The following is a 26,313-nucleotide window of genomic DNA, read 5'->3' on the forward strand; positions in this document are numbered from 1 at the left end:
GGTGGGATGGTTTTTGTGTATATTACACAGCTCCTTGGTCGGCGCGGGCCCGTCCCCCGGCCCCCCGGGGGGGGAGGGCGGGGGCGGCGCGGGGGCCCGGCCCGCCGCGGCGCACCGCCCCGGCCCCGACCCGGGCCCCGGCTCAACCCCTGAACCAAGCCCCCGAACCAAGCCCCTGAACCAGGCTCCTGGTTCAGGCCCCGGCCGCCGCCGCGTTCTTCGCCGCCACCACGGCGTCGAACACGTCCCGCTTGGGCAGCGCCAGCTCGGCCGCGACCGCCGCGATCGCCTCCTTGCGCCGCTCGCCGGCCTCCTCCCGGACGGCCACCAGCCGGGCCAGCTCGGCCGGGGTCAGCTCCTGCGGCGCGGCCGGCGGGGCGCCGGCCACCACCACGGTGATCTCCCCCCGCACGCCCTCGGCCGCCCAGGCCGCCAGCTCGCCGATCGGCCCGCGCTTGACCTCCTCGTAGGTCTTGGTCAGCTCGCGGCAGACGGCCGCGGGCCGGTCGGCCCCGAACGCCTCGGCCATCGCGGCCAGCGCCTCGGCGATCCGGTGCGGGGCCTCGAAGAAGACCATCGTGCGCGGCTCGGCGGCGACGGTGGCGAGCTGCCGGGCCCGGTCCCCGGTCTTGCGGGGCAGGAAGCCCTCGAAGGTGAAGCGGTCCACCGGCAGGCCGGACAGCGCCAGCGCGGTGAGCACGGCGGACGGCCCGGGCACAGCGGTGACCTTGATGTCGGCGGTGACCGCGGCGGCGACCAGCCGGTAGCCGGGGTCGGACACCGACGGCATCCCGGCGTCGGTGACCAGCAGCACGCGGGCGCCGCCGAGCAGCGCCTCGACCAGCTCGGGGGTGCGGCCGACCTCGTTGCCCTCGAAGTAGGAGACGACCCGCCCGGCCGTGGTCACCCCGAGCGCCTGGGTGAGCCGGCGCAACCGCCGGGTGTCCTCGGCGGCGATCACGTCCGCGGTGGCCAGCTCGGTGAGCAGCCGGGGAGGGGCGTCAGAGACGTCGCCGATGGGGGTGCCTGCGAGAACGAGTACTCCTGTCACGGACCCCATCCTTCCAGCAACCGGCGCCCGGGCGCTTTTGGTGACGATTCGGGCAGCTTCGGAGGGAGCCGTCCCACGCTCACGGCACACCCCTACCATGTGGCTGGTGAATGGCGACACGGCGGCCCAGACGCCTACTGGTACAGACCACACCCCGCGAGGTGACGTCGGCGTGCCGGTCCTGACGGACCAGCCGTCGTCCGCCCTGCCGGGTCCGCGCGAGGCCGCCCCGGGGGACGACCCCGGCCCCGGCCCCGTCTCCGACCGCGTTCGGGGCCACGCCGAGGGCCCCGAGCCGTTGGCCGGCACCGGCACGAGCACCGTCACGAGCACCGCCGGCGACGCCGAGGCCGACGGCGCCCGGGAACCGCGCCCGGCCTGGCTGCGCGGTCTCGCCCGGTTCGGCTACACCCCGGCGCTCAAGGCCCCGCAGGCCGAGCGCCTGGCGCCGCCGATGCCCGACGGCCGGGGCGTGACGCCGAAGCGGGTCCCCCCTTCGCCGCTCCTGCTCCGCCTGGGCATATCCCTGCCGGCGCCGCTCTGGTCCTGGCTCTGTCGCTGGGCGGGCTGGCTCGGCCCGCTCGCGGTGGCCCTGTTCGCCGGACTGCTCCGGTTCACCGGCCTCGGGCAGCCGAACGCGATCATCTTCGACGAGACGTACTACGCCAAGGACGCCTACGCGCTCTGGCACGGCGGCTACGAGATCAGCTGGCCGGAGGGCGCCAACGACAAGATCATGGCGGGCGCCGGGGTCCCGTACCAGTCGAACCCCTCATACGTGGTGCATCCGCCGGTCGGCAAGTGGATCATCGGGGCCGGCGAGCAGCTGTTCGGGATGAACCCCTTCGGCTGGCGGTTCGCGGTGGCCCTGCTCGGCACCCTCTCGGTGCTGATGGTGGCCCGGATCGCCCGCCGGCTCTTCCGCTCCACCCTGCTGGGCTGCGTGGCCGGGCTGCTGCTCGCGGTGGACGGCCTGCACTTCGTGCTCAGCCGGTCCGCCCTGCTGGACCTGGTGGTGATGTTCTGGATCCTCGCCGCCTTCGGCTGCCTGCTGCTGGACCGCGACCGCACCAGGGCCCGGATCGCCGCCCGGATCGGCGACGGCCCGGACACGGGGCTCGCCCACCGGCTCAACCTGGGCTGGCGCCCGTACCGGATCGCGGCCGGCGTCTGTGTGGGCCTGACCTGCGCGACCAAGTGGAGCGGCCTGTACGTGGCGGCGGCCTTCGGCCTGCTGACGGTGCTGTGGGACGTGGGCTCGCGCCGGCTGGCCGGCGCGAGCCGCCCGTACCTGTGGACGCTGGTGCGCGACGCGGTGCCCGCCTTCGTCTCGATCGTGGGCACCTCGGTGGTCGTCTACATCACCTCCTGGTGGGGCTGGTTCGCCAGCAGCACCGTCCCCAACCAGGGCGGCTACGGGCGGGACTGGGCGGTCGGCCGGTCCACCGACTTCCCCTGGATCCCGGAGGGCCTGCGCGCGCTCTGGCACTACCACTCGACGGTCTACGACTTCCACACCCACCTGAGCGACCCGCACACCTACCAGTCGAACCCGTGGAGCTGGCTGGTGGTGGGCCGGCCGGTCTCGTTCTTCTACGAGTCGCCGAAGCAGGGCCAGGCCGGGTGCACGGTCAGCGAGTGCGCCCGCGAGGTGCTGGGCATCGGCACCCCGCTGCTCTGGTGGACCGGCGCCGTCGCCCTGGTCTACTGCCTCTGGCGCTGGGCGGTCCGCCGCGACTGGCGGGCCGGCGCCGTGCTCTGCGGCCTGGCGGCCGGCTACCTCCCCTGGTTCGTCTACCAGCAGCGGACCATCTTCCTGTTCTACGCGGTCTGCTTCGTGCCGTTCCTGGTGCTCGCGGTGACCATGCTGATCGGTGCGATGATCGGGCCCGCGGGAGCCTCCCGGGACCGCCGGATCATCGGCTCGGCCGGTGCCGGTCTGCTCGTCCTGCTGATCATGTGGAACTTTCTCTTCTTCTACCCCCTGTATACGGGCGAGACGATTCCGATGGACGACTGGCGACAGCGGATGTGGTTCAACAGCTGGATCTGACGGACCCCGGGCGCGGGGCGGGGAGGGTACCGGAGCGGTGTGCGACACGTACCAGATCCGTCACAAGACCCGGGCGTTTCGTCGGCGCACGGAGTTCGGCTGCCTAGGCTGGGCACCGAACGCGCATCCGGCCACCTCCGGCTGCGGCCCGATCGCCCGACCCTTGGGGGAGCAGCACCATGCGCAGTGGCGCGAAGACCGGCATCATCACCGGCGTGGCCGTCGCCATGCTGGCGGCGGGCGGCTACGGGGCGTACAGCCTCGTCGGCGGCTCGGGCGACTCGGACGAGGCACCCGCCAAGAAGCCGCGCACGGTGGTCGCCGAGCCCCCGAGCGCCGAGCAGGCGGCGGCCGGCGCCAAGGACTTCCTGGCGGCCTGGGCGGCGGGCGACCTCGCCAAGGCGGCCTCGCTGACCGACGACCCGGCGACCGCGACCACGGCGCTGACCGCCTTCCGGGACCAGGTGAAGCCGAGCGGGCTGACCCTCGCGCCGGCCGGCCCGGCCACCCCGGCGGCCTTCGCCTCGGCGACCGGCACCCCCTCTCCGGCGAAGCCGTCGGCCCCCGCCGCCTCCGGCACGGCCGCGCCGACCGCCGCCGCCACCGACACGCCGTCGGCGGCGGCGACGCCCGGGCCGACCGGCGTGCTGATGGGCTTCAAGGCCCGCGCCGAGTTCGAGGGCACCAACCGGGTCTGGGACTACAACGGCTTCCTCAACGTCGTGAAGATGAGCGACGACACCCCGGCCGTGCACTGGGCGCCGACGGTCCTGCACCCGCACCTGGCCCCCGGCGAGGTGATCGCCACCCAGCCGGTCCTCGCCCCGCCCGGCAACGTCGTGGACCGCAACAACAAGGCGCTGAACAGCCCCTCGATCACCGCGTCGCTGGTCACCGAGGCGCAGACGAAGGTCCAGAAGCTCCTCGCGGAGCAGAACAAGGACCAGAGCGACGCGGGCAGCGGCGTGGTGATCACCAACCCCGCCGACCCGAACAGCGCCGTGGACCGGCTGTTCACCATCGTCGAGCCCAAGCCCGCCAAGCCGTTCAAGCTGACCGTCGACGCCACCCTGCAGGCGGCGGCCGAGAAGGCGATGACCGACCTCGGGGGCAAGAAGGGCTCGATCATCGCCATCGAGCCGAGCACCGGCCAGATCCTGGCCTTCGCCAACGCGCCCGTGACCGGTCAGAACCGGGCCTTCCAGGGTCAGCTCGCCCCGGGTTCCACGATGAAGATCGTCACCTCGGCCGCGCTGCTGGAGGCCGGGGTCAACCCGGACACCGTGGTGGCCTGCCCGGCGAAGAGCAGCAACCCGCAGGCGATCCCGAACTCGTTCAAGGAGGTGTACCCGAACAACACCCTCCAGCAGGACTTCATGATCTCCTGCAACACCGCCTTCATCGACCAGGGCCTGGCCAGCCTCAAGCCGGGTGCGCTGACCACCACCGCCAAGGACGTCTTCGGCCTCGGCCTGAACTGGCAGACCGGCCTGCGCAGCAGTGACGCCCAGGTGCCGGACGCCGGCACCAACAAGGACGAGCAGGCCATGCAGTCGATCGGCCAGGGCAAGGTCCAGATGAACCCGCTGGCCATCGCCTCGGTGGCCGCCACCGTGCAGAGCGGCACGTTCAAGCAGCCGATCCTGGTCGCCGAGCTGCCGCAGCAGAAGGCCGCGCGCGACCTCTCCCCCGACGCCGCCGCGAAGCTGAAGGCCATGATGGCGGCCACCGCCAAGGACGGCACCGCCAAGGACGTGATGGCCGGGATCTCGGACAACGCCGGTGCCAAGACCGGCTCCGCCGAGGCGACCGGCATCACCACCACCAACAGCTGGTTCACCGCCTTCCGGGGCAACATCGCCGTCGCCGCCGAGGTCGAGGGCGGCGGTCACGGTGTGGACGCGGCCGGACCGGCCGTCGCCTCCGTCATCAAGGCGGCCGGCAACCGCTGAGCCGCGCACCGCAGCCGCACCGCAGCCGCACCGCAGCCGCTCCGCACCCGCCCTCCCCGGACCCGCCCGTCCCGCCCGCGCCCCGGAGGCCCGACCGGCCCCGGGGCTCCGGCGTCTCAGCGCCCCGGGAGGGCGGGTTCCGGCCGGGCCAGCAGGCAGCCGACCGGGCGGGGCGGCCGGGCGGTCCACCGCCGGGCCGCCAGCCGGGGCCAGATCATGAGCACCACCGGCAGCGCCAGGTACCCGAACCGTCCGGCCGGGGCCAGCATGAACGCGATCGCCAGCCCGGCGGCCAGCAGGTCGGCGGCGGCGATCGCGGAGACCGGCGGACGGGCCAGCAGCCAGATCGCCACACCGAGCCCGCCCACCGTCAGCAGGACCAGCGAGGCGGTGTGCCCGGTCGGCCCGAACCCGGCCAGCACCTTGCCGGGCAGCGGGCTGCCCGCCGGTGTCTGGATCGCGGTCAGCCCGAGCGGGAACCGCACCACCTGCTCGCGCAGCGCGTCCGCCCGGACCAGCGCGATCGGGGCCATGACGACCAGGCCGGCGCCGAGGGCGGTGAGCCCGGCCTTGCCGGCCGGCCGCCGCCCGTAGAGCCGCCAGAGCAGCAGGACGGCCACCGGCAGCGCCGGCCAGACGGTCCACTTGAGGGTGCCGGCGAGCGCCAGCACCAGTCCGGCGGGGACGGTGCGGTCACGCTCGGCCAGGGCCATGGCCAGGCAGCAGAGCCCGATCAACGGCAGGTCCACGCCGCCGCCGACCAGCGCCAGGGCGATCAGCGGCGAGGCGGTGAGCACGGTCAGCGGCAGCAGCGGCGCACGGTCCCGGGACGGCCGCAGCAGCCGCCAGCCCGCCACCAGGCAGGCCACGAAGGCCAGCGCGAACCAGATCCGGGCGTCCCCGGCCAGCCGCGCCACCGCGTTGCCGTCGCCGAGCACCGCGCGCGGCACCCCGAACACCGCCATCCCCGGCAGGTACGGGTTGTAGTCGGTGACCGTCACCGGGTCCGGCAGGTACGGGCTGCCGGTGGTGAACAGCAGGTGCGCCGAGCGTTCGACCACCATCACCTCGGACTGGTGGCGGCCCTGGAGGCCGAGCACGGCCAGCGGCACCAGGACGGCGCCGAGCAGGGCGACCGCGGCTGCGCTCCGGGCGGCGACGCGGCGCGGGAGGGCCAGGCAGAACAGCCCGGCGAGGAGGTAGGAGGGGGCGGCGACGGCGCCCCAGAGCCTCTGGTTGGGCAGGTCGGAGACGACCGGGAAGGCGGCGGCCCAGCCGGCCGCGACCAGACAGCCGAGCAGTTGGACGCCCCGGTGCCCGGCGAGCCGGGCCGGATTCAGCCGATCGAGCGGGACCGGCGGACCGCTCTCGCCGCGCTGGTGGGGGAACGGACGACGGGGCGGACGGCCCCGCAGCCGGGCGGGTCTGGCCGGGGGGACGTCGGGGCCGGGCGGGTCCGGGGTCCCGCCCCGACCGGTGAAGCGGCCGCGCGGGCGGGAGTAGCCGGGCGTGCGGGTGCTCACCATGGTGGAAGGTTAGGGCCGGGGGCTGCGCCCTGTCGCCATGTCTGCGCCGCGAGTATCCGCAGGTGCGAACGGGGCCGTCCGGGGGACGGAACCCCCGGACGGCCCGGTTCTCTGCTCAAGGGACTCAGCCGGCGTTCGTGTCGGTCGGCTGCCCCGGACCGGCCGGCCGCCCGGCCCGCTCCAGCTTGGAGTGCTTGATGCTGTAGCCGAAGTACACGACGACCGCGACGACCAGGGCGATCGCACCGGCCCGGAAGGTGTCCGCGTGCAGGCCGGTGATCAGGTAGACGCAGAAGCCGATGCTGATCAGCGGGACGACCGGGTAGCCGGGCACCCGGAAACCGCGCGGCAGGTCGGGCTGGGTGCGGCGCAGGATGATCACGCCGATCGAGACCACCGAGAAGGCGATCAGGGTGCCGAGGCTGGTGATGTCGGCCAGGACGTTGAGCGGGATGAAGGCGGCCAGCGCACCGACGCCGATACCGACCACGATGGTGTTCCAGACCGGGGTGCCGGTCCGCGGCGAGAGCTGGGCGAAGCGCTTGGGGAGCATCCCGTCGCGGCCCATCGAGTACAGGATGCGGGTCTGGCCGTAGATCACCACGAGGGTGATCGAGAAGATCGAGATGATCGCGCCGAACGCGAAGACCATCGCGGGCCAGCTCTGGCCGGTGATGTCCTGGAGGATCTGGGCGAGGCCGGCCTCCTGGCCGTCGAACTTCTCCCAGGGCTGGGCACCGATGCCGGCGACGGCCACCAGGATGTACAGGACGGTGACCACGACCAGCGAGATGATGATCGCCATCGGCAGGGTGCGGCGCGGGTTCTTGACCTCCTCACCGGCGGTGGACACGGCGTCCAGCCCGATGAAGGAGAAGAAGATGCTGGAGGCCGCGACCTGCACGCCGCCGATGCCCAGCGGCATGAACGGGGTCAGGTTGCCGGAGTGGAAGCCGGTCAGCGCGACGCCGATGAAGAGCAGCAGGATGAGGATCTTGATGCCCACCATGGCCGCGTTGACCTTCACCGACTCGCTGACGCCGCGGATCAGCAGGAAGCACACCATGGCGACCAGCAGCAGCGCGGGCAGGTTGAACCAGTGCCCGTTCCCGGGCGCGCCGGAGAGCGCCTCCGGGATCTGGAACCCGAAGGCCAGGTCGAAGAACTTGTTCAGGTACTCGGCCCAGCTGACCGCGATCGCGGAGGCCGAGACCCCGTACTCCATCAGCAGGCAGATGCCGACGCCGAACGCGACGCCCTCGCCGAGGGTGGCGTAGGCGTACGAGTAGGAGGACCCGGAGACCGGGATGGCGGAGGCCATCTCGGCGTAGCAGAGCGCGGTGAGGCCGGCGGTGACGGCGGCGATCACGAAGGAGAGGATCACGGCCGGGCCGGCCGAGGGCACCGCCGTGCTGAGCACGAAGAAGATGCCGGTGCCGATGGTGGCGCCGATGCCGATGGCGGACAGCTGCCAGAGCCCGATCGAGCGTCGCAGGTGGATGCCGGAGCGTCCGCCCTCCTCGGGCGCACCGGCGGGCGGGCCGTCGCGGCCTTCGCTCTCGGCGATCAGGGTGGAGACGGGCTTGCGCCTCATGAGGCGCGCGCCGAGGGTGTTGCTGGCCAAAACGAGGGTCCTTCTAGGCGAGGGAGGGTGTCCCAGGGAGGGTGTCCTAGCGGCCGGTCACTCGACGCGCCGTGGGGTGCCATCGGGGACCAACCGAACAAAGATGGGACAGGACCGCGCGAAAGCACCAGTGTCGCAAACGAACAGTCCCGCGGCGCGCATTGTACGAACCGTCGCATCCACCTACACAAACCGGACACTTCGCAAACGGCGGATCTGCCATCGAGCAGATAAAGCAGCAGGTCAACCCGGTGGACGCGGGGCCGACACGGGGAGGTGAGGGCCTCATCCGGCGAGCACCGCCTGCATCACCGCGCGGGCGACCGGCGCCGCGAGCCCGCCACCCGTGACGTCCGTGGCGTCACTGTCCGCGATCACCACGGCGACCGCCACCGGCGGTACCCCGCCGGAACCGGCCGGCTTGGCCCAGGAGACGAACCAGGCGTACGGCGTCCCGCTGTTGTCCGGCCCGTGCTGGGCGGTGCCGGTCTTGCCGCCGACCACCGCGCCGTCGATCCGGGCGTTCCGTCCGGTGCCGTTCTCCACCACGTCCGTCATCAGCCGCTGCACCTGCCCGGCCGTTCCCGGGCTCATCGCCTGCCGGTACACGGACGGCTTCATCAGCTGGACGGCGGTGCCGTCGCTCTTCGTCAGCTTCTCGACGAGCTGGGGACTCATCACGGTGCCGTTGTTGGCCACCCCCGCGGCGACCATCGCCATCACCAGCGGGGTGGCGGCGGTGTCGAACTGGCCGATCGAGGAGAGCGCCAGCTGCGACGCGTTCATCCGGGTGTCGAAGTTCGAGCGGGCCGCCCGCACCGGGGTGTCCAGCCCGGCGTCGTTGAAGCCGAAGGCCTCCGCCATCGCCGTCATCCGCTCCAGCCCGACCTGCACACCGAGGTGGCCCAGCACGCTGTTGCAGCTGCGGACCATCGCCGCGTCCAGCGACTGCCCGGGCTCGTCGCAGGCCCGGGTGTCGTTGACCAGCGGCGTGGTGGTGCCCGGCATGACGTACGGGAAGGGCGCGTCGGTGGGCGCGTCGATGTCGGTGACCACGCCGCTCTCCAGCGCCGCGGCCGCGGTCACCACCTTGAACGTCGAGCCGGGCGGGTAGGTCTGCCGCAGCGCCCGGTTGAGCATCGGCTGGTCGGCGTCGGCCTGCAGTCGGTTCCAGGCCTCCTGGTCGTCGGCCGAGGTGCCGGCGAAGCTCCCCGGGTCGTACGACGGCGTGGAGGCCAGCGCCAGGATCCGCCCGGTGGCGGGCTCGATCGCGGCGACCGCGCCCTTCTGCCGGCCCAGCCCCCGCATCGCGGCCTGCTGGGCGGCCCGGTCGACGGTGGTGTGGACGTCCCCGCCGGGGTTCTGCCGGCGCGCCACCGCGTCCCAGACCGCCCAGCTCGCCAGCCGGAGGTCGGTGCCGGAGAGCAGCTCGTCCTCGGTCCCCTCCAGCTGGGTGTTGCCGTAGGTCTGCGAGGAGTAGCCGGTGACCGCCGCGTACAGCGGACCGTCGGTGTAGGTGCGCTTGTAGTCGTAGCGCCCGCCGGTGGGCTCGGAACCGGTGACGGTGTCGGCGCCGACGCGGATGTCGCCGCGCGGCTGGGAGTAGCGCTCGATGGTGAGCCGCTGGTTGGCGCTGTTGTGGTTCAGTTCCCCGGCCCGGAACACCTGCACCCTGGTGGCCTGGGCGCAGAGCACCACGATCAGCAGCAGGCAGAACGTGCCGGCCCGGCGGCCGGTGACGGAGATCCCCGGCAGGCCCTGCGGCCCGTCCCCCGGCCGTCCTCCCCCCGGCCGGTCGCCGGCGGGCCCCCCGCCGCCGGCGCGGTCGCGCGCCATCAGGCCTCCCCGGGGGCGGGCCGCCGGGCGATGTCGCTCATCCGCACCAGCAGCGCGACGATGATCCAGTTGGTGACGACCGAGGAGCCGCCCTGGGCGACGAACGGCAGGGTCATCCCGGTCAGCGGGATCAGGTCGAGCACCCCGCCCGCCACCACGAACACCTGGAGGCCGACGATCGCCGCCAGCCCGATCGCCAGCAGCCTCCCGAACGGGTCCCGCAGCGCGATCCCGGTCCGGAACCCGCGCGAGACCAGCAGCGCGTAGAGCAGGAAGAGCGCGACCAGCCCGGTCAGCCCGAGTTCCTCGCCGATGGTCGCGAGGATGAAGTCGGACTTGGCGGCGAAGCCGATCAGCGCCGAGTGGCCGTTGCCCAGCCCGGCACCGAGCTCCCCGCCCCAGGCGAAGGCGAACAGCGACTGGGCGATCTGGTTGGCCCCCCGCCCGGCGGCGATCGATCCGAGCGGGTCCAGCCAGTCGTTGACCCGGCTGTGCACGTGGGGCGAGAGCAGGCCCACCCCGACCGCGGCGATCCCCGCCAGGAAGAGCCCGATGGCGATCCAGCCGGTCCGCGCGGTCGCCACGTACAGCATCACCACGAAGAGGCCGAAGAAGAGCAGCGAGGTGCCGAGGTCGGTCTCCAGCACCAGCACGCCGACGAACGCCGCCCAGATCACCAGGACCGGCGCGAGCACCCGTCCGCGCGGTAACTGGAACCGCCAGACCCGCCGCCCGGTGAGCGCCAGCGCGTCCCGGTGCACCGCCAGGTAGGCGGCGAAGAAGACCGCCAGCAGGATCTTCGCGAACTCGCCCGGCTGGAAGGAGAGCGGCCCCAGGGTGATCCAGATCCGCGAGCCGTACACCGGGGGGAAGAAGATCGGCAGCACCAGCAGGACGAGCGCCGCCAGCGCCCCGATGTACGCGTAGCGCTGAAGCCGCTTGTGGTCCCGCAGCAGGAACAGCACCAGGATGAACAGGCCCACCCCGAGCGTGGACCAGAGCAGCTGGGTGGGCGCCGCGTCACCCGGGGTGGAACGGTCCAGCCGGTAGATGACGACCAGTCCGATGCCGTTCAGCAGCACCCCGATCGGCAGCGGGAGCGGATCCGCGTACGGCGCCTTCCAGCGGACCGCGGCGTGCGCCAGCAGGGCGAGCACGCCGAGCGCGGCCCCGTACTCGCCCGCGTCGGCGGGCACCGTGCCGTCGATGTTGAGGCCGACTTCGGCGTACCCGAGGACGGCGGTCAGCACCGCGGCCAGGACCAGCGCGAGTTCGGTGTTGCGCCGGGTCCGCACCGTCCGGCGCGGCCGGCGGGCGGTTGTCGTCACGGCGGAGGGTGTCGCCACGGACCGTCCTGGGTGTCGATCTGCGGGAGTTCCTGCTGCGGGTCGGCCCGGCGCGGGACGCCCGGGTCCCGGGCTCCGGACCGCCGGGAGGTGACGATCGGGGCGGACGGGCGGCGGGCCCGTCCGCCCCGACGTGAGCGGCTGGTCAGGTGGGGGCCGGCCGGCCCCGTGCGCCGAGGGCTCAGGCGGGAGCCGGTGCGGCGTTCGCCCGGGCGGCCTCGACGGTCGCCTTCAGCTCGGCCTCGGCGGCCGACGAGAGCGAGGTCTGGATGATCTTCCCGCCGTACTGGGCCAGCTCGGGCACGACCTTGTCCGCGGTCGCCTTGCGGACCAGCAGGAACACCGCGGCGGTGCCCGGCTGGAGGTGCTCGCCGACCTGGCGCATGAAGTCGTCGTCCACCCCGATGTCGGTGGAGGCCCCGACCGCGGCACCGGCCGCGCCGCCGACGGCCGCGCCGAGGAACGGCATGAAGAACAGCAGACCGATCACCCCGCCCCAGAGCGCGCCCGACGCGGCGCCCGCCCCGGTGGTGCTCACCTGTTGGTGCAGCTTGATCCTGCCGTCCTCGCGGCGCTCGACGACGACCGCGTCCTCCAGCTCGATCAGCTTCTGCGTCTGCAGCCCGACCGCCGCGTTGCGCACCGCCTTGGCGGTGGCCAGATCCGGATAGGCGATCGCGAAGAGGTTGCTCACGTGCGGGTCCTTCCCTCAGTCGGACGTTCCGGCCGGGCCCGGGCGCCGGTGCGGCGGCCCCCGCGGCCCGCTCGTCACCCTAACGAGCGCTATCCATATTTATCGGTTCATCCGTCCGGTGTGTCCCGGATTGCCCGCCAAGCCCGCCCGGTATCCGTGCGACCGGCGCACGACCGGGCGCCCCCGCCCCGATCCCCCACCGGCGCCCACGAGTTCGCGCCGGTGTCCGGCGGTTCGCGCACCGGACCGTGTTGGCCACGGGGAACTGATGATCCCTAGGATCGACGGGTGACTACCGGACGACGACCGAAGGCCAGGCTCGGCAGCCTGCTGGCCGCCCTGGCGATAACGGGCGGGGCGCTGCTCAGTGGCCTGCCCGCCCATGCCGACGAACCATCAGCCGGCTCCGCCGGCAAGGAAGCACCCCGGGTCGACCTCGTCCTGGATGTCAGCGGCTCCATGCGGGAAGCCGACATCCAGGGCAAGAGCCGCATCGCGGTGGCCCAGCAGTCGCTGAACGAGGTGATCGACGCCCTGCCCGCCGAAACCGACTTCGGCATCCGCACCCTCGGCGCCAACTACCCCGGCAACGACAAGGCGCAGGGCTGCCTGGACACCAAGCAGCTCTTCCCCGTCGGCAAGACCAACAAGACCGAGGCCAAGACGGCCGTCGCCACCCTGCGGCCCACCGGCTGGACCCCGATCGGCCTGGCCCTGCGCGGCGCGGCCGAGGACCTCGGCAAGGGCGAGACCACCCGCCGGGTGGTGCTGATCACCGACGGCGAGGACTCCTGCGCCCCGCCCGACCCGTGCGACGTCGCCCGCGAACTCGCCGCCCAGGGCATCCACCTGGTGATCGACACGCTCGGCCTGGCCCACGACGACAAGACCCGTCAGCAGCTGCTCTGCATCGCCAACGCCACCGGCGGCACCTACACCGACGTACGCACCCAGGAGCAGCTCACCGAGAAGGTGAAGCAACTCGTCGACCGCTCCAACGACACCTACACGGTGGCCCCGGTGAAGACCACCGGCACCGACAAGTGCGAGTCGGCGCCGGTCCTCGCCCCCGGCGTCTACAGCGACCGCGAGAAGTTCTCCGAGCACCGCACCTACCGCGTCCCGGTCAAGGCCGGCCAGGAGCTGCGCGCCTCCGTCAGCGTCGCCCTGGACCGCCCGGTGGCCCGCGACTACGGGGTCCTGCTCCAGGCCACCAGCACCACCGGCCAGGAGCTGGTCCGCGGCACCGACGCCGGAAGCGGCCGGACCGACGTGATCTCCACCGGCCTGCGCTGGTCCACCGACGACTCCAAGGGCTACGCCACCGCGACCCCGTCCGCCTCGGCGAGCGGCAAGCCGGAGACCACCGTCTGCCTGGTGATCTCCAACTCGCTGGCCGCACAGCCCGGCATCGCGGCCGACCCCGGCCTGCCGCTGGAGCTGACGGTCGACCTGACCGCCGCCTCGCCCTCCCCGGACGGCCCCGCGATGGGCCTCGGCCGCGGCTGGATCCTGCTGCTCGTGCTCACCCTGGCCGGCCTGCTGACCGGCCTGTTGTTCGGTTGGATCGCCCGCTGGCGGATCGCTGTCTGGCAGGAGAACTGACCATGACCCACTCGACGATCCGCGCCTCCCTGCGCGGCGCGGTGGCCGCGCTGGCCCTGCTCCCCGCACTCACCCTCGCGGCCCCGGCCGCCTCCGCCGCCTCGCCCTCCCCGAGCGCGAGCGGCACCCCGGCCCCGGCCAACAAGGCCGGCACCTCCTTCCTGACCGCCGTCAACCTGGCCCCCGGCCAGGACGCCGCCGTCGCCGCCTCCACCGGCGACTACCTGTACTGGGCGTTCGGCGCCTCCGAGGGCCAGACCCCGACGGTCGGCCTGTCGGTCACCCTGCCCCCGTCCGCGGACCGGCACGGCCCGCAGACCTGGAGCGTCGAGGTGTTCGACGGGCTGCGCCGCCGCCAGTCCTGCACCGCCGGCACCCAGGTCTCGACCGCCGAGCAGGCCACCGCCTCGCTCGCGCTGAGCTGCACCCTGCGCGAGGTCCGCTCCTGGGCCGAGCCCTGGTCCGGCGACCCGCTGCCCGGCACCTACTACGTGCGGCTCTCGGTCGCCGACGCCCCGCAGCCCGACCTCGGCCTGGCCGCCTCGGTCAAGCTGCACGTGGCGGCCAAGGGCGACGCCGACAACGCCCAGCCCGAGGGCGGCGAGCTCAAGGCCCCGCTGGTCCCGCCGGCCGGCGGCGGCGCCGCGACCGTCAAGGCGGCGGCGCCCGAGGAGCCCGAGGACCACTGGTACACCGGCTGGTTCTCCGGCTGGAACAGCCGCTGGTTCTGGACCCTGGCCGGCGGCATCCTCGCCGCTCTGGCCGGTGTCGCCGGCTACACCCTCACCCGGCACCCGCGCGGCCGTCGCCCGGCCCGCTACGGCTCGGTGCCGCCGCAGTCCGGCGCACCGCAGCCGGGCCCGTACGCCGGCTCCGGCCAGCCCTGACCGACCCCGCCCCGAGGGCCGGCCGAGCACCCGCTCGGCCGGCCCTCGGCCGTCTCGCCGTCCCCTCCGGGCCGTCCTACGCTCGGACCATGACCCCGCGACCGGACGGCAGGATCGTGGTCGGCGTGGACGGCTCCCGGCTCTCCCTTGCCGCCGTCCGCTGGGCCGCCCGGCTGGCGGGCTTCACCGGCGGCCCGCTGGAGGCGGTCACCGTCTGGGAGTTCCCCCTGCGGCAGGACGAGCACGGTCTGGTCCCGCCCGCGCTGGACGGGTTCGAGTCCGAGCGCCGCGCCGCCCGGATCCTCGACGAGTCCCTCTCCGCCGCCCTCTCCCCCACCGCCCCGGCCGTCCTGCGCCACCTCAAGGCCGGCCCGCCGGGCCCCGCCCTGACCGCCGCCGCCGAGGGCGCCGCCGTGCTCGTCCTCGGCAGCCGCGGCCGCACCGCACCGCCCGGCGCCCCGCTCGGCACCACCAGCCACTACTGCGTCCACCACGCGCGCTGCACCGTGGTCGTCGTGAAGGAGTGACCGCCGGCGAGCCGTGCCGCGCGGCGGCTGTCCGCAGCGGTGCGCCGCCGGGCCGGGCACCGGCGTCCCGCCCGGCCCCGGGGTGACCGGCACTCAGCAGGCCGGGTCCGGCGTCACCCTGACCGCACGACCGGGGCCGGCGCCGCCCGCACAACGCGAAATCCCGCCCGGTGGAGTCCACCGGGCGGGATTTCGTGAACCGGTCGGAACCGGTCCGTTGGGTGGGCCGTTCACGAGTAGGGATGACCTGCAGCGATGCACATCTCCAGCGCGGCCGCTCCCATGCCTGGAAAGATCACTTCCCAACTTGTCATAGTCGCGACAATATTCGCAGTTCCTGGTGGCAGAGGTGGATAGCGATTCCGAAAGACCGAAACAGGTCGGCGGCGCCCCTTCGGCAGAGGAATGGCCCCAACCCACGACGGGGAGAAGGCGGGCAAGGCTAAACCGCGATCGCGATTTGACTAGCGGCGCGATACCCGCGTGCGCCTGTGTGCAGCCTCCGCGTGCGGCCTCTCAGCTTGTTGAGCGGGTCCAGTGTGACCCGATCCACATCGGTTCCGCATGGCGCGGGCTCGGGTTGCTCCGCCCACGAGTCCGAGGGGGCTTGGCAGGCTGGACTGCCTGAACGGCGAGCCGCGGATTGCGCTCGGCACGGAGTAGCAGCCCCCGGGCATAGGTCACATCACGTACGGCCTTGCTGTGCTTCCGCAGGGCCGCATCAAGGTCGCGCCGGCGCTTGAATTCCTTCACCCCGCTCGTGCAACGCTCCTCAGCTCTGAGCCTGGTCACGATCTGGGCGGTGTACTTCTCGGCCTCGATATGCCGGGCCAGGGAGATGAAGGCCTTCTGAGCAGCGACATTGCGCTGATATGTCTTCGCGGCGCGCTCCTCGGCCTGGCGGATCCGTTGACGGCCAGCCTTGCTGAGGAAGCTGTCTGGCATATGCACAGTTGGGGTCCCCTCCCTCTGGTCAACGGCCAGACCGTATCGGAGGAAGCGGCTCACCGATAGCAAGTTCGAGCAGCGGAGTCACAGTTGATCAACTTCGATCTCTCGGCAGTTGGACGCGCGCGATCGGCGTGTACTGCGAGGGGCCGACTGCCAAGCCCCAACGATCGGTTCTTTCATACTCGGCTGTCCATGCTTCCGGTGGCCCCATGGCCAACAACACGCCCGCCTTCAACGTGCTGTTGGTCGTTAGCCTCACTCCGGGTCCATCTCCTTGCGCGTCAACCTGATGAAGGTGGATCGGGCAGACCGCACCCTGCGATTGTTCATCCCGCTCCCGGCCCGGCGGATGGCTGGCATCCAGGTTCAGCGCTTTACTCGGCTCCGGATGGCGAGGGCCGCGAGGCCGAGCAAGACGGGTTCGCCGATGCGGGAGGCCATCTCGGTGATGGTTCCGGGCAGGGTGAGGTTCTGCCCGCTGGAGCGGAACACGACGGAGTTGACGACAACGAGAGCGGCCTTCTCTGCTCGCGCGCCGGCGAGACGCTGATTCCAAGGCAGGGTGAGAGTGGGGTCTGGGGTCTTCGTTGTGGTCTGGAGGGAGCCACCTCCATAGCTTCCAGTGGTCTGCGGATCAGGGGTGTTGTTGGGTAGGCCAAAGGCCATCAGCAGGAGCAAAGTGGCAACCATCGCCGTGAGCAACCAAGCGAGGGCGCGGGATGCGCGCAACCCGTAACCGGAGGCCAGCCAGTACGCTCCGAGCAGTTGACGTTCGGCTCGCGGGCGGCGGCGGTCGTGGCGGCGCATCTCCATCTCGCCGTAGTAGAAGTCTGCGGCGTCCGGTTCGTTGCCGGCCTCTTCGAAAGCCTTGCGGAGTTGCTGGTACACGCCAGCGAGGTCGTCGGGGCCTGGCACGCGTTCAGGCGTCTGGTGGTGCGGCCCTGCAGGCCACCTATCTGCTCCGGGCCCACCGACTTGGGCCCGCCAGTGCTGTTCCTCAGCCAGGACCTTGCGTCGGGACCACCGTGCTGGGCGTATACCTCGAAGGTGCCAGCCAGCTGGTGGTTCGGCGAATTGGCAACCGAAGCCAATCCGAATCTGATCAAGATTGAAGGCGCCGGTGAGTCGGCAGTTGCTCAGGTCAACGTCGGTGAGGACCAGGTGGGCGGCATCCACGCCGTCCAGAGAGGCAAGCCGGACGGCGGGTGACGTACCACTGTTAGCGATGAGGCTCTCGTTGAGCGCAGTTCCGTCTTTGCCAGCGAAAGCCATCGGCCAGGTTTGCAATGCCACGGGTGCCGCCAGCGTGGCCCGGTCCAGGCTCAGCATCGCATATCGCAGACGTAGGACGACCGAACCCTCGAAAGCGGTTCGCTGGCAGGTCATGGATGCGGCCGAGACCTCAATCGTGGTCTGCGTCCCCGTGAACCGGGCGTCGTCGAATTCGATCAGGCGTGCACAGGTCATTGGTCCTATGTGCTGCAACCCATCGAACGTCGTCGAGCCGAACCCGGCGGAACCGGCGAAGGCAGTTGCCGCAAAGTCGGCTACGCTGTTGAACGTAGCTGACTGGAACAGAGCGTTACGAATGAAGGCGGCCGACCCAAAGTGGGCTCCACCAGCGAAGATGGCCGAGCTGAAGTACGCCGTGCCGCCGAAGGTTACCGAGTCGAAGTGGGCATCATCGGCGAATGCCGCAGCGCGGAACCAAGCATCGTCGGCGAACACAGCGGAAACGAATCGAGCGCTACGCGCGAAGGCCGCAGAGCGGAACCCGGTCTCGCCGGTGAATACGGCCGACTCGAAGTGAGCAGTGTCAGAGAACGCGGCCGACTCGAAGCTGGCCTCGCCCTCGAAGGATGCAGAGCGGAACCGGGCTTCGCCGGTGAAGGTTGCAGAGCGGAACCGGGCCTCGCCAGTGAACACGGCGGACTCGAACCAGGCAGTGTCACTGAAGGTGGCCGACTCGAAGTGGGCCTCACTGGTGAAGGACACCGAATTGAACATGGCCATGCCGGTGAAGAAGGCTGAGTCGAAGCGGGCCTCGCCCGTGAAGACAGCCGATTCGAACTGGGCGCTGTTGGTGAACGTAGCCCCGGCGAAGTCAGACCGGCCGAAACGGGTCTCTCCAGAGGTGGGATCCACACAGGCGCCGCGGAGCGCGGCCAGCAGAGCCGCGTCGATTTCGGTCCCACGCAGGTCAAGGTCGCTGCCAGCTGAGAGGCTGCCCAGGTAGGCGGCGCGTTGGGCGGATGACAAGTGTTGAGACACCGCCCATCGACGACGCGTATGCCAAGGCACCCCAACGGATCCTGCACTGTCGCCCCTTCCCCGCAGTGGTGCCAGACAGGAGCGGCGATGGCTGGCGCGGCGGTCATGACGATGTTCTAGCGGGTGGTTGTGAGAGGCGCAAGGTGTTCCTGGGGCAAGCCTTCGGGTTCCCGGCTTGCGTGCCGCACTCTTCGATTAGCGGCGCCCCAAGCTCTGGAGTCCGGAGCCAAGGCTGAGACTCTGGTAATGAGCCGAGGCCCTCTCGGTCACCCTGTGGATCTGCTCCTTTCCCTAGGAATAGCGAGCACGAGGACGAACCGCACGTAGTCCCCGATGCCGGCGCTCAGGGGGTGCTGGTCCGTGAAGGGCGCCAGGCACGGCGTGCTGGCAGCATGCGGCCGGGAACGGACAGCGAGGCCAGCGAGGGCCGACCGACCGCAGAGCATTTTGGCCTACCAGCGGGTCAGCAGATCTGGCATGCGGGCCTGGACTGCGCTGTGTGCCCCGGGCCTCACTGCCGGGATTGGCATGCTGCGGGGTGGCCAGCCAGGACTCGGCGAGGCGGCGCGGCACTCGGCAACGGTTTCAGTCCCGAACAACAGGGCGACGGCTCCGAACTGTGCTGGATCCGCCATTCACAAGTGCCCCCTGGCCTGCGGCATCGCGGATGCAGCAGGCCGTCTTCTCTGGACGTAGGGGCTCGTCTTCCGGCCCAGCATGCCCCCGCAAGTGCGGTTGCTCTGAGACTTCCCCCTAGGCACAAACGGGCCACCGTACCGCATCAGTCCGGAATCGACCGAAACTTCCTCAGCAGGGGTTACGAGCGGCGTACTCTCCAGGAGATCCATCCTCCGGGCCGCAGCCAAGTGCTGGCTGCCGAGCTTACTGATCTTGATGGGGTGCGGTGGCAGGGAAATTTTTGTTCGGCGGGCGCATGAAGGTCGTCGCCTATCTGAACCACGACAGGGCGCTCTTCTACCGCGTGATCCTGGATGTACTGCTGGACGAGGAAGCTCGACTGGGAATTCACCTCAGCACAAAAGAGGTAGTGCAGCGCGTCCGGGAAGCACTGTCGGTCGAACCAGAGCTCCTGGCACAATTGCCCTCCATCGATGGCCTGCTCGAGGACTTGTACCGGTGGGGCAACGTGGACCGCATTCACAACACCCGGCGCATCACCACGCCCGAGGAGTATCTCCAGCGAGACTTCCTATACCAACTGACGTCGGCCGGCGCGCGGGTCCACCGCGAGATGACCCGGATCGACCAGGACATGGCTGATGCTGGCGCCCTGCAGTCCTCGATGTTGCCGGAGATCCTCACCTCTCTTGCCACACTGGTCCGTGCCCTGCGTTCTGGCGAGGAGGACTTGGAGGCGGCACTAGGTGCTTTCCGGACGACGACCAACGGGTTCGCGCGGCTTTCGGAAGACGCGAAGCTCTTCGTCCAAAGCCTCAACGGCTCCCTGGCCTCGGAAGAGATCCGTGACCCGGAGACCTTCATCGCCTACAAGAACGTCGTGGTCCGGTACCTACGTTCGTTCACCGTGGTGCTGCATCAGAATTCCCCTCTGATCGCCAAGCTGATCACACAGGCTGAAAGGGCGGGCCTGCCGTCGAGGCTCCGGGAGCTCGCCGCTCTGGAGACCGCCCCGGTCCTCGGTCTGAGTCATGAGGAAGCCGTTGACCGGGAGGTGGAACGGATGCGTGAGAGGTGGAACGGCCTGCGCCGATGGTTCGTGCCCGCCACCGAACGGCCTCCGGTTGCCGAGTTGCTGCTCGACCGAGCTTCCGACGCGATCAACTTCATCATCCTCACCATTGGCCACATCAACGACCAGCGGTTCCGCAGGGCGAGCCGAACGGCCGACCTGGTGGCCCTGGCCGGCTGGTTTGACCGCTTCGACCGGGAAGGCAGTGTGCGCGAGTCCACCGCCCTCTGGCGCACGGCCTTTGGGAACTACTCCGCTCGCCATCTCGGCCATCCCGCAGCGCCGGAGGCCGGTACCGATCTGCAGCCCGAGACCAGTTGGTGGCACAGCGATCCCGCACCGGTCTCGGCCGAGCTCCGGGCCAGGGGGCCGCGAGCGAACTCCGGGCCGTTGCCCCGAATCCGCAACCCGCGGCGTGCGAAGAGCCTTCTAGCGGCCCGGCAGCAGCAGGAGCACGCGACCGTGGAGGCCGCCGAGAGGTCGCTTGCCGCCAGAGGGCCGATCCGGTTGTCGGAACTGGGCCAGCTCGACAGCTCTGAGGCCGAGGTCTTCCTCGCTTGTCTGTCCTTGGCGCTGTCCGTGCGTGAGAGCACTGGGGGAACTCGACGTGCCCGGACACCGGACGGGCGACTTCTGGTCACTCTGGGTATCGCGCCGACCGAACGTACCGGGGCAGGAGTGGGGCTTCGCGGCGGGCGGCTGAGCACGAAGGATTTCCAGCTAACTCTGTCGTTGAACGGGCGGGGCAGAAGATGAGCGACTGGGTTGGACAGGACGGCCACGAGCGTCGTGAAGTGATCCGCGCACTGCTGCGGAATCCGACCCTCCGACGGCGGGGCCGGCGCGGACGGCTGATCGATCAGGCCCGTGTGCATGAGGAGGAGCTACGGACCTGGTTCGACCACCGGCTGGGCTGGCCACTGCTGGTGGAACGAGACCGCGTTCGGCTGCTGAAGGTCCCCGAGGACCCCGGCCGATTCCCCGATCCCTCGATTCCGACAGCGCGGCAGTGCACCCTCTACTGCACAGTCCTGGCCGTACTGGTGGATTGCGGGCAGCAGACCGTCATCACCGAGCTCGCCGACCGTGTCACTGCGCTCACCACGGCGAGCAGTTCGATCCGCCGGTTCGACGCCACTATGACCCGCGAACGCCGCGACCTAGTCGCCGCAATTCGCCGCCTCACGGAGGACGGCGTCCTGGTGCCCACCCGGGATGCTGGGATCACGGCGGATCACGAACAGGCATACGTTACCGGCGGAGGCAACGCCCTCTACGACATAGACCATCGCACGGCCGCCTTCGCGATAGCCTGCCCGGTGCCGCCCAGCCTGGCAGAGGGGCCGGACGCCCTGCTGCATGTGCAGGACGGTGATCTCGCAGGTCGCGGACCCACTGACGGCGAACTGCGGCAGGCCGTCATGCGTCGGCTCGTCGACCATCCCGTCGTGTACGTCGAGGACCTTCCAGTCGCCCAGCGGGCTTACCTCGCCGAGCATCGGGACGAGCTCGTTGCCGATCTCCGCCTGAGTCTGGACACCCGCGTGGAAGTTCGCGCCGATGGCGTGGCCATTGTGGACCAGGACTTCTCCGACCTGGAGTTCCCTGCCGCGAGCGCGGCGTCCGTCGCCGCCCTCGCGCTGGCCGATCTGCTCGCCGGTGAGGCGAACGTGACTACCGGAACGAGCTTCATGGTCCGGAACGACCGTCTCCTCGAACTGGCCGATCTGGTGGCTACGAAGATCAGCCGCGTCGTGGCGAAGATCGAAGGTAGGCCCGTCGATGCCGCCACCACACTCCGGTACGCACTGCCTGTGCTGGTCCAATTCGGCCTCGTGGACCCCCACGATGACGGTGTCCGGGTCCGTGCCAGTGCTGCCCGGTACCGCGATCCCACCGGGCGTGGTGCCCGCGTCCAGGGAGAAGCGCTCCTGCTGTTCGGCCCGGAGCAGGCCGGAGCCGGGACCGGGCCCGGCACGCCATCGACTGTCCAACCTTCGACAACGGAAGACCTCTACGGTGACGGAACCGACTGACGGAGCGCCGAGCGCTGCACTGCAACGCATTCTCGACGGCGCACTGCCCGTGCCGGAACGAAAGCGGTTCCAGCAGCTCCGCTTGGGTTTGATCGGTATCTGGGAGTACGAGGAGCAGGAGTTCGTCTCATACGGCCACGGCCTGATCCTGCGCGGCCGGAACGGGGCCGGCAAGACGAAAGTGATGGAAGTCACCAGCCCACTCCTGCTGGACGCGGTCCTCAGCGCCCGCCGGCTGGACCCGTTCGGCTCCGCTGCCCGTCCGATGCGGGACAACCTCTTGCACCGCGGGCGCACCCAGCGCGTCGGATACAGCTGGTGCGAGTACGGGCGTGTCGCCGAGGACGGCAGCCACGAGTACGTCACCATCGGCATCGGCATGCGGGCCAGCACTTCCGTGAAGGGCGGGCTGCACAAACCCTGGTTCTTCGTCACCGAGAAGCGCGTCGGCCAGGACTTCGACCTGTTCAACGAGCACCGGCAGCCACATCTGCGGAAGCAGCTGGAGGCCCGGCTCGGCCCCCAGAGCGTCTTCGAGGACCGTCGCGAGTATCGGGCCGCAGTTGCCGAACGCCTCTTCGGATTCAGCGCCGGGAGCTTGGTGTCCCTGGTGGAGCTACTTCTCGTCCTTCGCAAGCCCAAGCTCAGCGAGAACTTCAACGGCGAGAAGCTCAGCCGGATGCTCAGCAACGGCCTCCCGCCGGTCAGCACCGTGCTCCTGGACGACCTCGCAGTCCGCTTTGACCAGTTGGGCCGCGACCGGAAGGACCTCGCGCAGCAGGAGCGGCACCTCCTAGGCATGCAGGCATTCCAATCCGTGTACACCAGGTATGCACGCCGCTGGACTCGGAGCCTGGCCGACCACGTGGTCAAAGCCGACCAGTCACTCGACGAGGCCACCCGTGGCCGCGACAAGGCATCGGACCAGCTCTCGGAGGCCAAGAAGGCACTTGATCAGGCCACTGGGGAACGGCAGCAGCTCAAGGAGCGGCACGAGAAGCTCCAGACCGCTCTCGGGGAGTTGCGCTCCAATCCCCTGATGGAACAGCACGAACTCCTCTCCCGGCTGCAGGAACAAGCCGAAGAAGCCAAGGCGAAGCTCCCCGAACTGCAGGAGCGGCATGAGAAGGCCGAGACTGCAGCCACCGAGGCCGCCTCAGCCGCTGACGGGAAGAAGCAGCACCTCATCGTGGCGGCAGCGGCGCTTGGCAAGGCCGAGGAATTGTCGGCGGCCCGCGCGGCCCAAACCCGGATCGAAGACACGCACACCCAGTGCGTTCCAGTGATCCGCACGACACCGCAGGAAGCGGAGGACACACTTCTCGGCCACGTAGAGGCCCGCGCCAGCGTGCTCGAACGAGCCGTGGAGCTCGCAACATCGGTCCAGAAGGCCCAGGCTGCCTTCGACCATGCCAACGCGGCGTTCCAGAAGAGCAGGACGCTCTGTAACACCTCAAGGAAGGCCATGGACGACCACGAAACCGAAGCGGCCAACCAGGTCGCCCTGCTCCGTGAAGGCCTGTCCGACTGGGGCGACCGCTGCCGCGAGTTCCTACTTACCGACGACGAGCTCATCGAGCTGAACACCGCCGTACCGACGTTCGGTCTGCCCGGCGCTTCCACCCTGTCCCAGGAGCTCACCCGCCTGGCCAAGCGCCTCTATGAGCAACTGGCCATCGCAGCAGCCGGACTGGAGAGTGACTGTCGCCGCGTCGCGAACGATCAGAAGGCGCTCACACGGACTCGTCTGCGAGTGGCTCAGGAGACCGACCCGCTCCCGGCTCCACCGCCCCACCGGCGCCGGGACCGTACTGGCGCCGCCGACGGAGCGCCGCTGTGGAGACTCTTGGAGTTCGCCCCACACCTCACCGACTCGGAGAGGACCGGGCTGGAGTCCTCGCTCCTCGGCTCGGGCGTCCTCGACGCCTGGGTCACCTCCTCGGGGGCGGTCCTCGACAGCAGCACGCTCGATACTGTTCTGCCAGCCGACCGTGCGCCGGTTCCTGGCCCCTCACTGACGACCGTCCTGCAGCCTGTCGACAACCCGATGGTCCCCGTCGAGGTGACCGCCCGCGTCCTCGCCGGCCTGGCCCTCGCTCGACCTGGCACCCCGCTGCCTTCCGGCGACTGGATCGCCACCGACGGGTCCTGGCGAATCGGGCCCGCTCACGGCCGGACCGCCGTCTCGGAACCCGCGTACATCGGCGCCGCGGCCCGCGAGGCGGAGCGGCAGCGACGCCTGCGTGTGCTCGACGACCAGATCGCCGAGCTGGACGCCATGCTCCTCGATCTGGACGAGCGGCTCGAAGCCACTCGCGGGCGTCAGAACGACCTCGCTTCCGAGTACGAGGATGCGGCCAACCTTGACGCGCCACTACGCAGCTGCCAGCAGGAATTGGCCACCGCTCAGAAGGTCTTCGAAGCACACGACAAGCAACGCGAACTCGACGAGGCTGCTGCGGCCGGGCGGAAACGGGAGCTGGAGGACGCCGGAGCCGTCCTCGATCTCTACGCGCGGGAACGGGCGACCGCCACCCGACTCGACCTGCTGGCTTCCGAACAGCACGCACTGCAGGAGTACCGCGCAAGCCTTGACGAACTGTTCCGCAAGGTTGAGGCATGGGCACACCGGGAACAGCAGTGCAAGGATGCCAACAATCTGCTGAGCGTTTGTCAAACTTACCTGGCCGTGGTCGACAAGGATCAGAAGGCGGCGATCCGGGATGCCAGCCAGAAGCGCGAGCAGTACGACGTGCGGCGGCGTGTGGTCGGTGCGGATGTCGATTCTGTGCTGGCCGAGTTGGACATCACCCAGGCAGCGCTCGCGGATACGGCGAAGCAGCAGGAGAACAATGACCGAATGGTCGAACGGACGACGGAACAGGCCGTCCGTCGCAAGGCGGCACACGAGCAGTCGATCGCCTTGGTCGAACAGCGCCAAGAGTCGTTGAACGACCGGTCCGGCGAATACGACCGGCTCCAGCAACTCGGTTTCATGGAGTTGGTGTCCGCCACGGGCTCCGTGCCGAGCCCCGATACGAGCGCTGCTGTTCGGGCCCGGGCCGTGCTGCCCGAACTCGCGAACGACCCGGGAGACCAAGGCGCGCTCGACCAGGCGCGCGACGATGTCGACCAGGCCAGGCACCAGCTCGAACGAGAGCTCGCCGGCCAGGACTGGACCGTCCGCAGCGGAAACGACAACCGGCTGGTCACTGTCCGGCTGACCCATAACGGCCGCAGCCACACCATCACCCAGGCGTTGGCGGTCGTTGAGACGGAGGTCCGCGAACGCAGCCGCCTCCTCGACGCGAGCGAGCACGACCTCTTCACCGAGGTCCTCCTCGGACAGGTCGGCGACCACCTGCGCCGTCGTCGGGCAGGAGCCAAGGCCCTGATTGGGGAGATGAACCGGCTACTCGGGTTGCGCCGCACCGCCTCCGGACAGGTCATGCGACTGGTCTGGGAGCCGGACCCCGGAAAGGGCAGAGAGACCCGGGAGGCCTTGGACACGCTGGACAAGCAGGCGAGCCGGTTTCTCCCGGACAGCGCGCGCGAGCACCTCATCACATTCCTGGGCCAACAGATCGCGACGGCTCGCGAGGCCGAGGGCGGAACCGACTGGAAGGCCCATCTGCGAACCGCTCTCGACTACAGGACCTGGAGCCGTATCCGCGTCCAGTACAAGACCGGACCACAGCAGAAGTGGGTCGACATCGACGCCGGCATGCACGGAAAGGGCTCGGGTGGAGAGAAGGCCGTGATGCTGCAGCTCCCTCTCTTCGCCGCTGCCGCTGCCCACTACACCGGCGCGGCACCCACCGCCCCCCGCCCCGTCTACCTGGATGAGGCGTTCGCCGGAATCGATGCCGAAATGCGCGGCGAGTGCATGGGCCTGCTCGTCGAACTCGACTTGGACTTCGTCATGGCAAGCCACGACGAGTGGGGCTTCTACGAGGAGGTCCCCGGCGTCGCGACCTACCAGCTCTTCCGTGATCCTCAAACCGAAGGCGTGTTGACCACACCTATCATCTGGGACGGCATCCGGCGTCACGTCATGGTCGATCCGGCGCTCATCGGCGGTGCGGCGCTGGACTTCGGCACGGACGACGACCTCGGCGACGACCTCGACCAGGACGAGGATGAGCTCTACCCGGACAACGAGGAGGACCTCTTCGATGCCGAGGACGATGACGGCCTCTACGAACGGGCGGACGACCTAATCAGCGAAGCGGACCTGGACTGA

General features: G+C 70.4%; 16 protein-coding genes. 8 read left to right on the plus strand and 8 right to left on the minus strand.

Translation table 11 applies throughout. The features are described 5' to 3' along the window. Nucleotides 1–193: 193 nt before the first annotated feature. A complete protein-coding gene (rsmI, locus tag ACFWIC_RS14800) occupies nucleotides 194–1,060 on the minus strand; it encodes a 16S rRNA (cytidine(1402)-2'-O)-methyltransferase (protein WP_329883347.1) in 867 nt (288 codons plus the stop codon). 289 nt (nucleotides 1,061–1,349) lie between these two features. Between rsmI and ACFWIC_RS14805 the strand changes: the two genes are divergently transcribed. After that, a complete protein-coding gene (locus ACFWIC_RS14805) occupies nucleotides 1,350–3,104 on the plus strand; it encodes a dolichyl-phosphate-mannose--protein mannosyltransferase (RefSeq protein ID WP_380518684.1) in 1,755 nt (584 codons plus the stop codon). 179 nt (nucleotides 3,105–3,283) lie between these two features. Continuing rightward, nucleotides 3,284–5,056 carry a penicillin-binding transpeptidase domain-containing protein gene (locus ACFWIC_RS14810; RefSeq protein ID WP_355400768.1) on the plus strand — a complete coding sequence of 591 codons (1,773 nt, stop codon included), beginning with the start codon at nucleotides 3,284–3,286 and terminating at the stop codon, nucleotides 5,054–5,056. A gap of 116 nt (nucleotides 5,057–5,172) precedes the next feature. Here ACFWIC_RS14810 and ACFWIC_RS14815 read toward each other — a convergent pair whose 3' ends face one another. The 5 genes from ACFWIC_RS14815 to ACFWIC_RS14835 form a co-directional block, all read right to left on the minus strand. After that, entirely contained in the window at nucleotides 5,173–6,582 is a 1,410-nt protein-coding gene (locus tag ACFWIC_RS14815) for a glycosyltransferase 87 family protein (protein ID WP_380518611.1), read from the minus strand. A 124-nt stretch (nucleotides 6,583–6,706) separates the two neighbouring features. Next, nucleotides 6,707–8,206: an amino acid permease gene (locus ACFWIC_RS14820; RefSeq protein ID WP_329952999.1), complete on the minus strand. Its 1,500-nt coding sequence runs from the start codon at nucleotides 8,204–8,206 to the stop codon at nucleotides 6,707–6,709. Between the two features lie 285 nt (nucleotides 8,207–8,491). Further along, nucleotides 8,492–10,042 carry a penicillin-binding transpeptidase domain-containing protein gene (locus tag ACFWIC_RS14825; protein WP_380518614.1) on the minus strand — a complete coding sequence of 517 codons (1,551 nt, stop codon included), beginning with the start codon at nucleotides 10,040–10,042 and terminating at the stop codon, nucleotides 8,492–8,494. Then, a complete protein-coding gene (locus ACFWIC_RS14830) occupies nucleotides 10,042–11,370 on the minus strand; it encodes an FtsW/RodA/SpoVE family cell cycle protein (RefSeq protein WP_329952997.1) in 1,329 nt (442 codons plus the stop codon). Before ACFWIC_RS14830 ends, ACFWIC_RS14825 begins: the two co-directional genes overlap by 1 nt. Nucleotides 11,371–11,569: 199 nt before the next feature. Then, complete coding sequence (locus ACFWIC_RS14835) at nucleotides 11,570–12,082, minus strand: DUF1269 domain-containing protein (protein ID WP_329883340.1); 513 nt, start codon at nucleotides 12,080–12,082, stop codon at nucleotides 11,570–11,572. A 288-nt stretch (nucleotides 12,083–12,370) separates the two neighbouring features. On the opposite strand from ACFWIC_RS14835, the gene ACFWIC_RS14840 reads away from it, so the two are divergent. The 3 genes from ACFWIC_RS14840 to ACFWIC_RS14850 all read left to right on the plus strand — a co-directional run bounded on the left by ACFWIC_RS14840 (nucleotide 12,371) and on the right by ACFWIC_RS14850 (nucleotide 15,101). Continuing rightward, nucleotides 12,371–13,687, plus strand: coding sequence for a VWA domain-containing protein (locus ACFWIC_RS14840; RefSeq protein ID WP_329883339.1), 1,317 nt, complete (start codon nucleotides 12,371–12,373; stop codon nucleotides 13,685–13,687). Between the two features lie 2 nt (nucleotides 13,688–13,689). After that, nucleotides 13,690–14,574 (plus strand): peptidase, encoded by an 885-nt coding sequence (locus ACFWIC_RS14845; protein ID WP_329883338.1) that lies wholly within the window; start codon nucleotides 13,690–13,692, stop codon nucleotides 14,572–14,574. Between the two features lie 89 nt (nucleotides 14,575–14,663). Then, nucleotides 14,664–15,101 (plus strand): universal stress protein, encoded by a 438-nt coding sequence (locus ACFWIC_RS14850; protein ID WP_355400777.1) that lies wholly within the window; start codon nucleotides 14,664–14,666, stop codon nucleotides 15,099–15,101. Nucleotides 15,102–15,617: 516 nt separating this feature from the next. Here ACFWIC_RS14850 and ACFWIC_RS14855 read toward each other — a convergent pair. Continuing rightward, nucleotides 15,618–16,046, minus strand: a complete 429-nt coding sequence (locus tag ACFWIC_RS14855) for a hypothetical protein (RefSeq protein ID WP_380518618.1) — start codon at nucleotides 16,044–16,046, stop codon at nucleotides 15,618–15,620. Nucleotides 16,047–16,418: 372 nt separating this feature from the next. After that, complete coding sequence (locus tag ACFWIC_RS14860) at nucleotides 16,419–18,323, minus strand: pentapeptide repeat-containing protein (RefSeq protein WP_380518621.1); 1,905 nt, start codon at nucleotides 18,321–18,323, stop codon at nucleotides 16,419–16,421. Between the two features lie 934 nt (nucleotides 18,324–19,257). On the opposite strand from ACFWIC_RS14860, the gene ACFWIC_RS14865 reads away from it, so the two are divergent. Genes ACFWIC_RS14865 through ACFWIC_RS14875 form a run of 3 tightly spaced genes read left to right on the plus strand, consistent with a single transcriptional unit; the run spans nucleotide 19,258 to nucleotide 26,313 of the window. Further along, the gene (locus ACFWIC_RS14865) at nucleotides 19,258–20,790 is read left to right on the plus strand and encodes a TIGR02677 family protein (protein ID WP_380518623.1); all 1,533 of its coding nucleotides are present in this window, start codon (nucleotides 19,258–19,260) and stop codon (nucleotides 20,788–20,790) included. Then, nucleotides 20,787–22,070 carry a TIGR02678 family protein gene (locus tag ACFWIC_RS14870; RefSeq protein WP_380518626.1) on the plus strand — a complete coding sequence of 428 codons (1,284 nt, stop codon included), beginning with the start codon at nucleotides 20,787–20,789 and terminating at the stop codon, nucleotides 22,068–22,070. Before ACFWIC_RS14865 ends, ACFWIC_RS14870 begins: the two co-directional genes overlap by 4 nt. After that, nucleotides 22,054–26,313 (plus strand): TIGR02680 family protein, encoded by a 4,260-nt coding sequence (locus tag ACFWIC_RS14875; protein WP_380518628.1) that lies wholly within the window; start codon nucleotides 22,054–22,056, stop codon nucleotides 26,311–26,313. Before ACFWIC_RS14870 ends, ACFWIC_RS14875 begins: the two co-directional genes overlap by 17 nt.

Origin of the sequence: Kitasatospora sp. NPDC127035 (assembly GCF_042726075.1) — a bacterium.
Taxonomy (GTDB): Bacteria; Actinomycetota; Actinomycetes; order Streptomycetales; family Streptomycetaceae; genus Kitasatospora.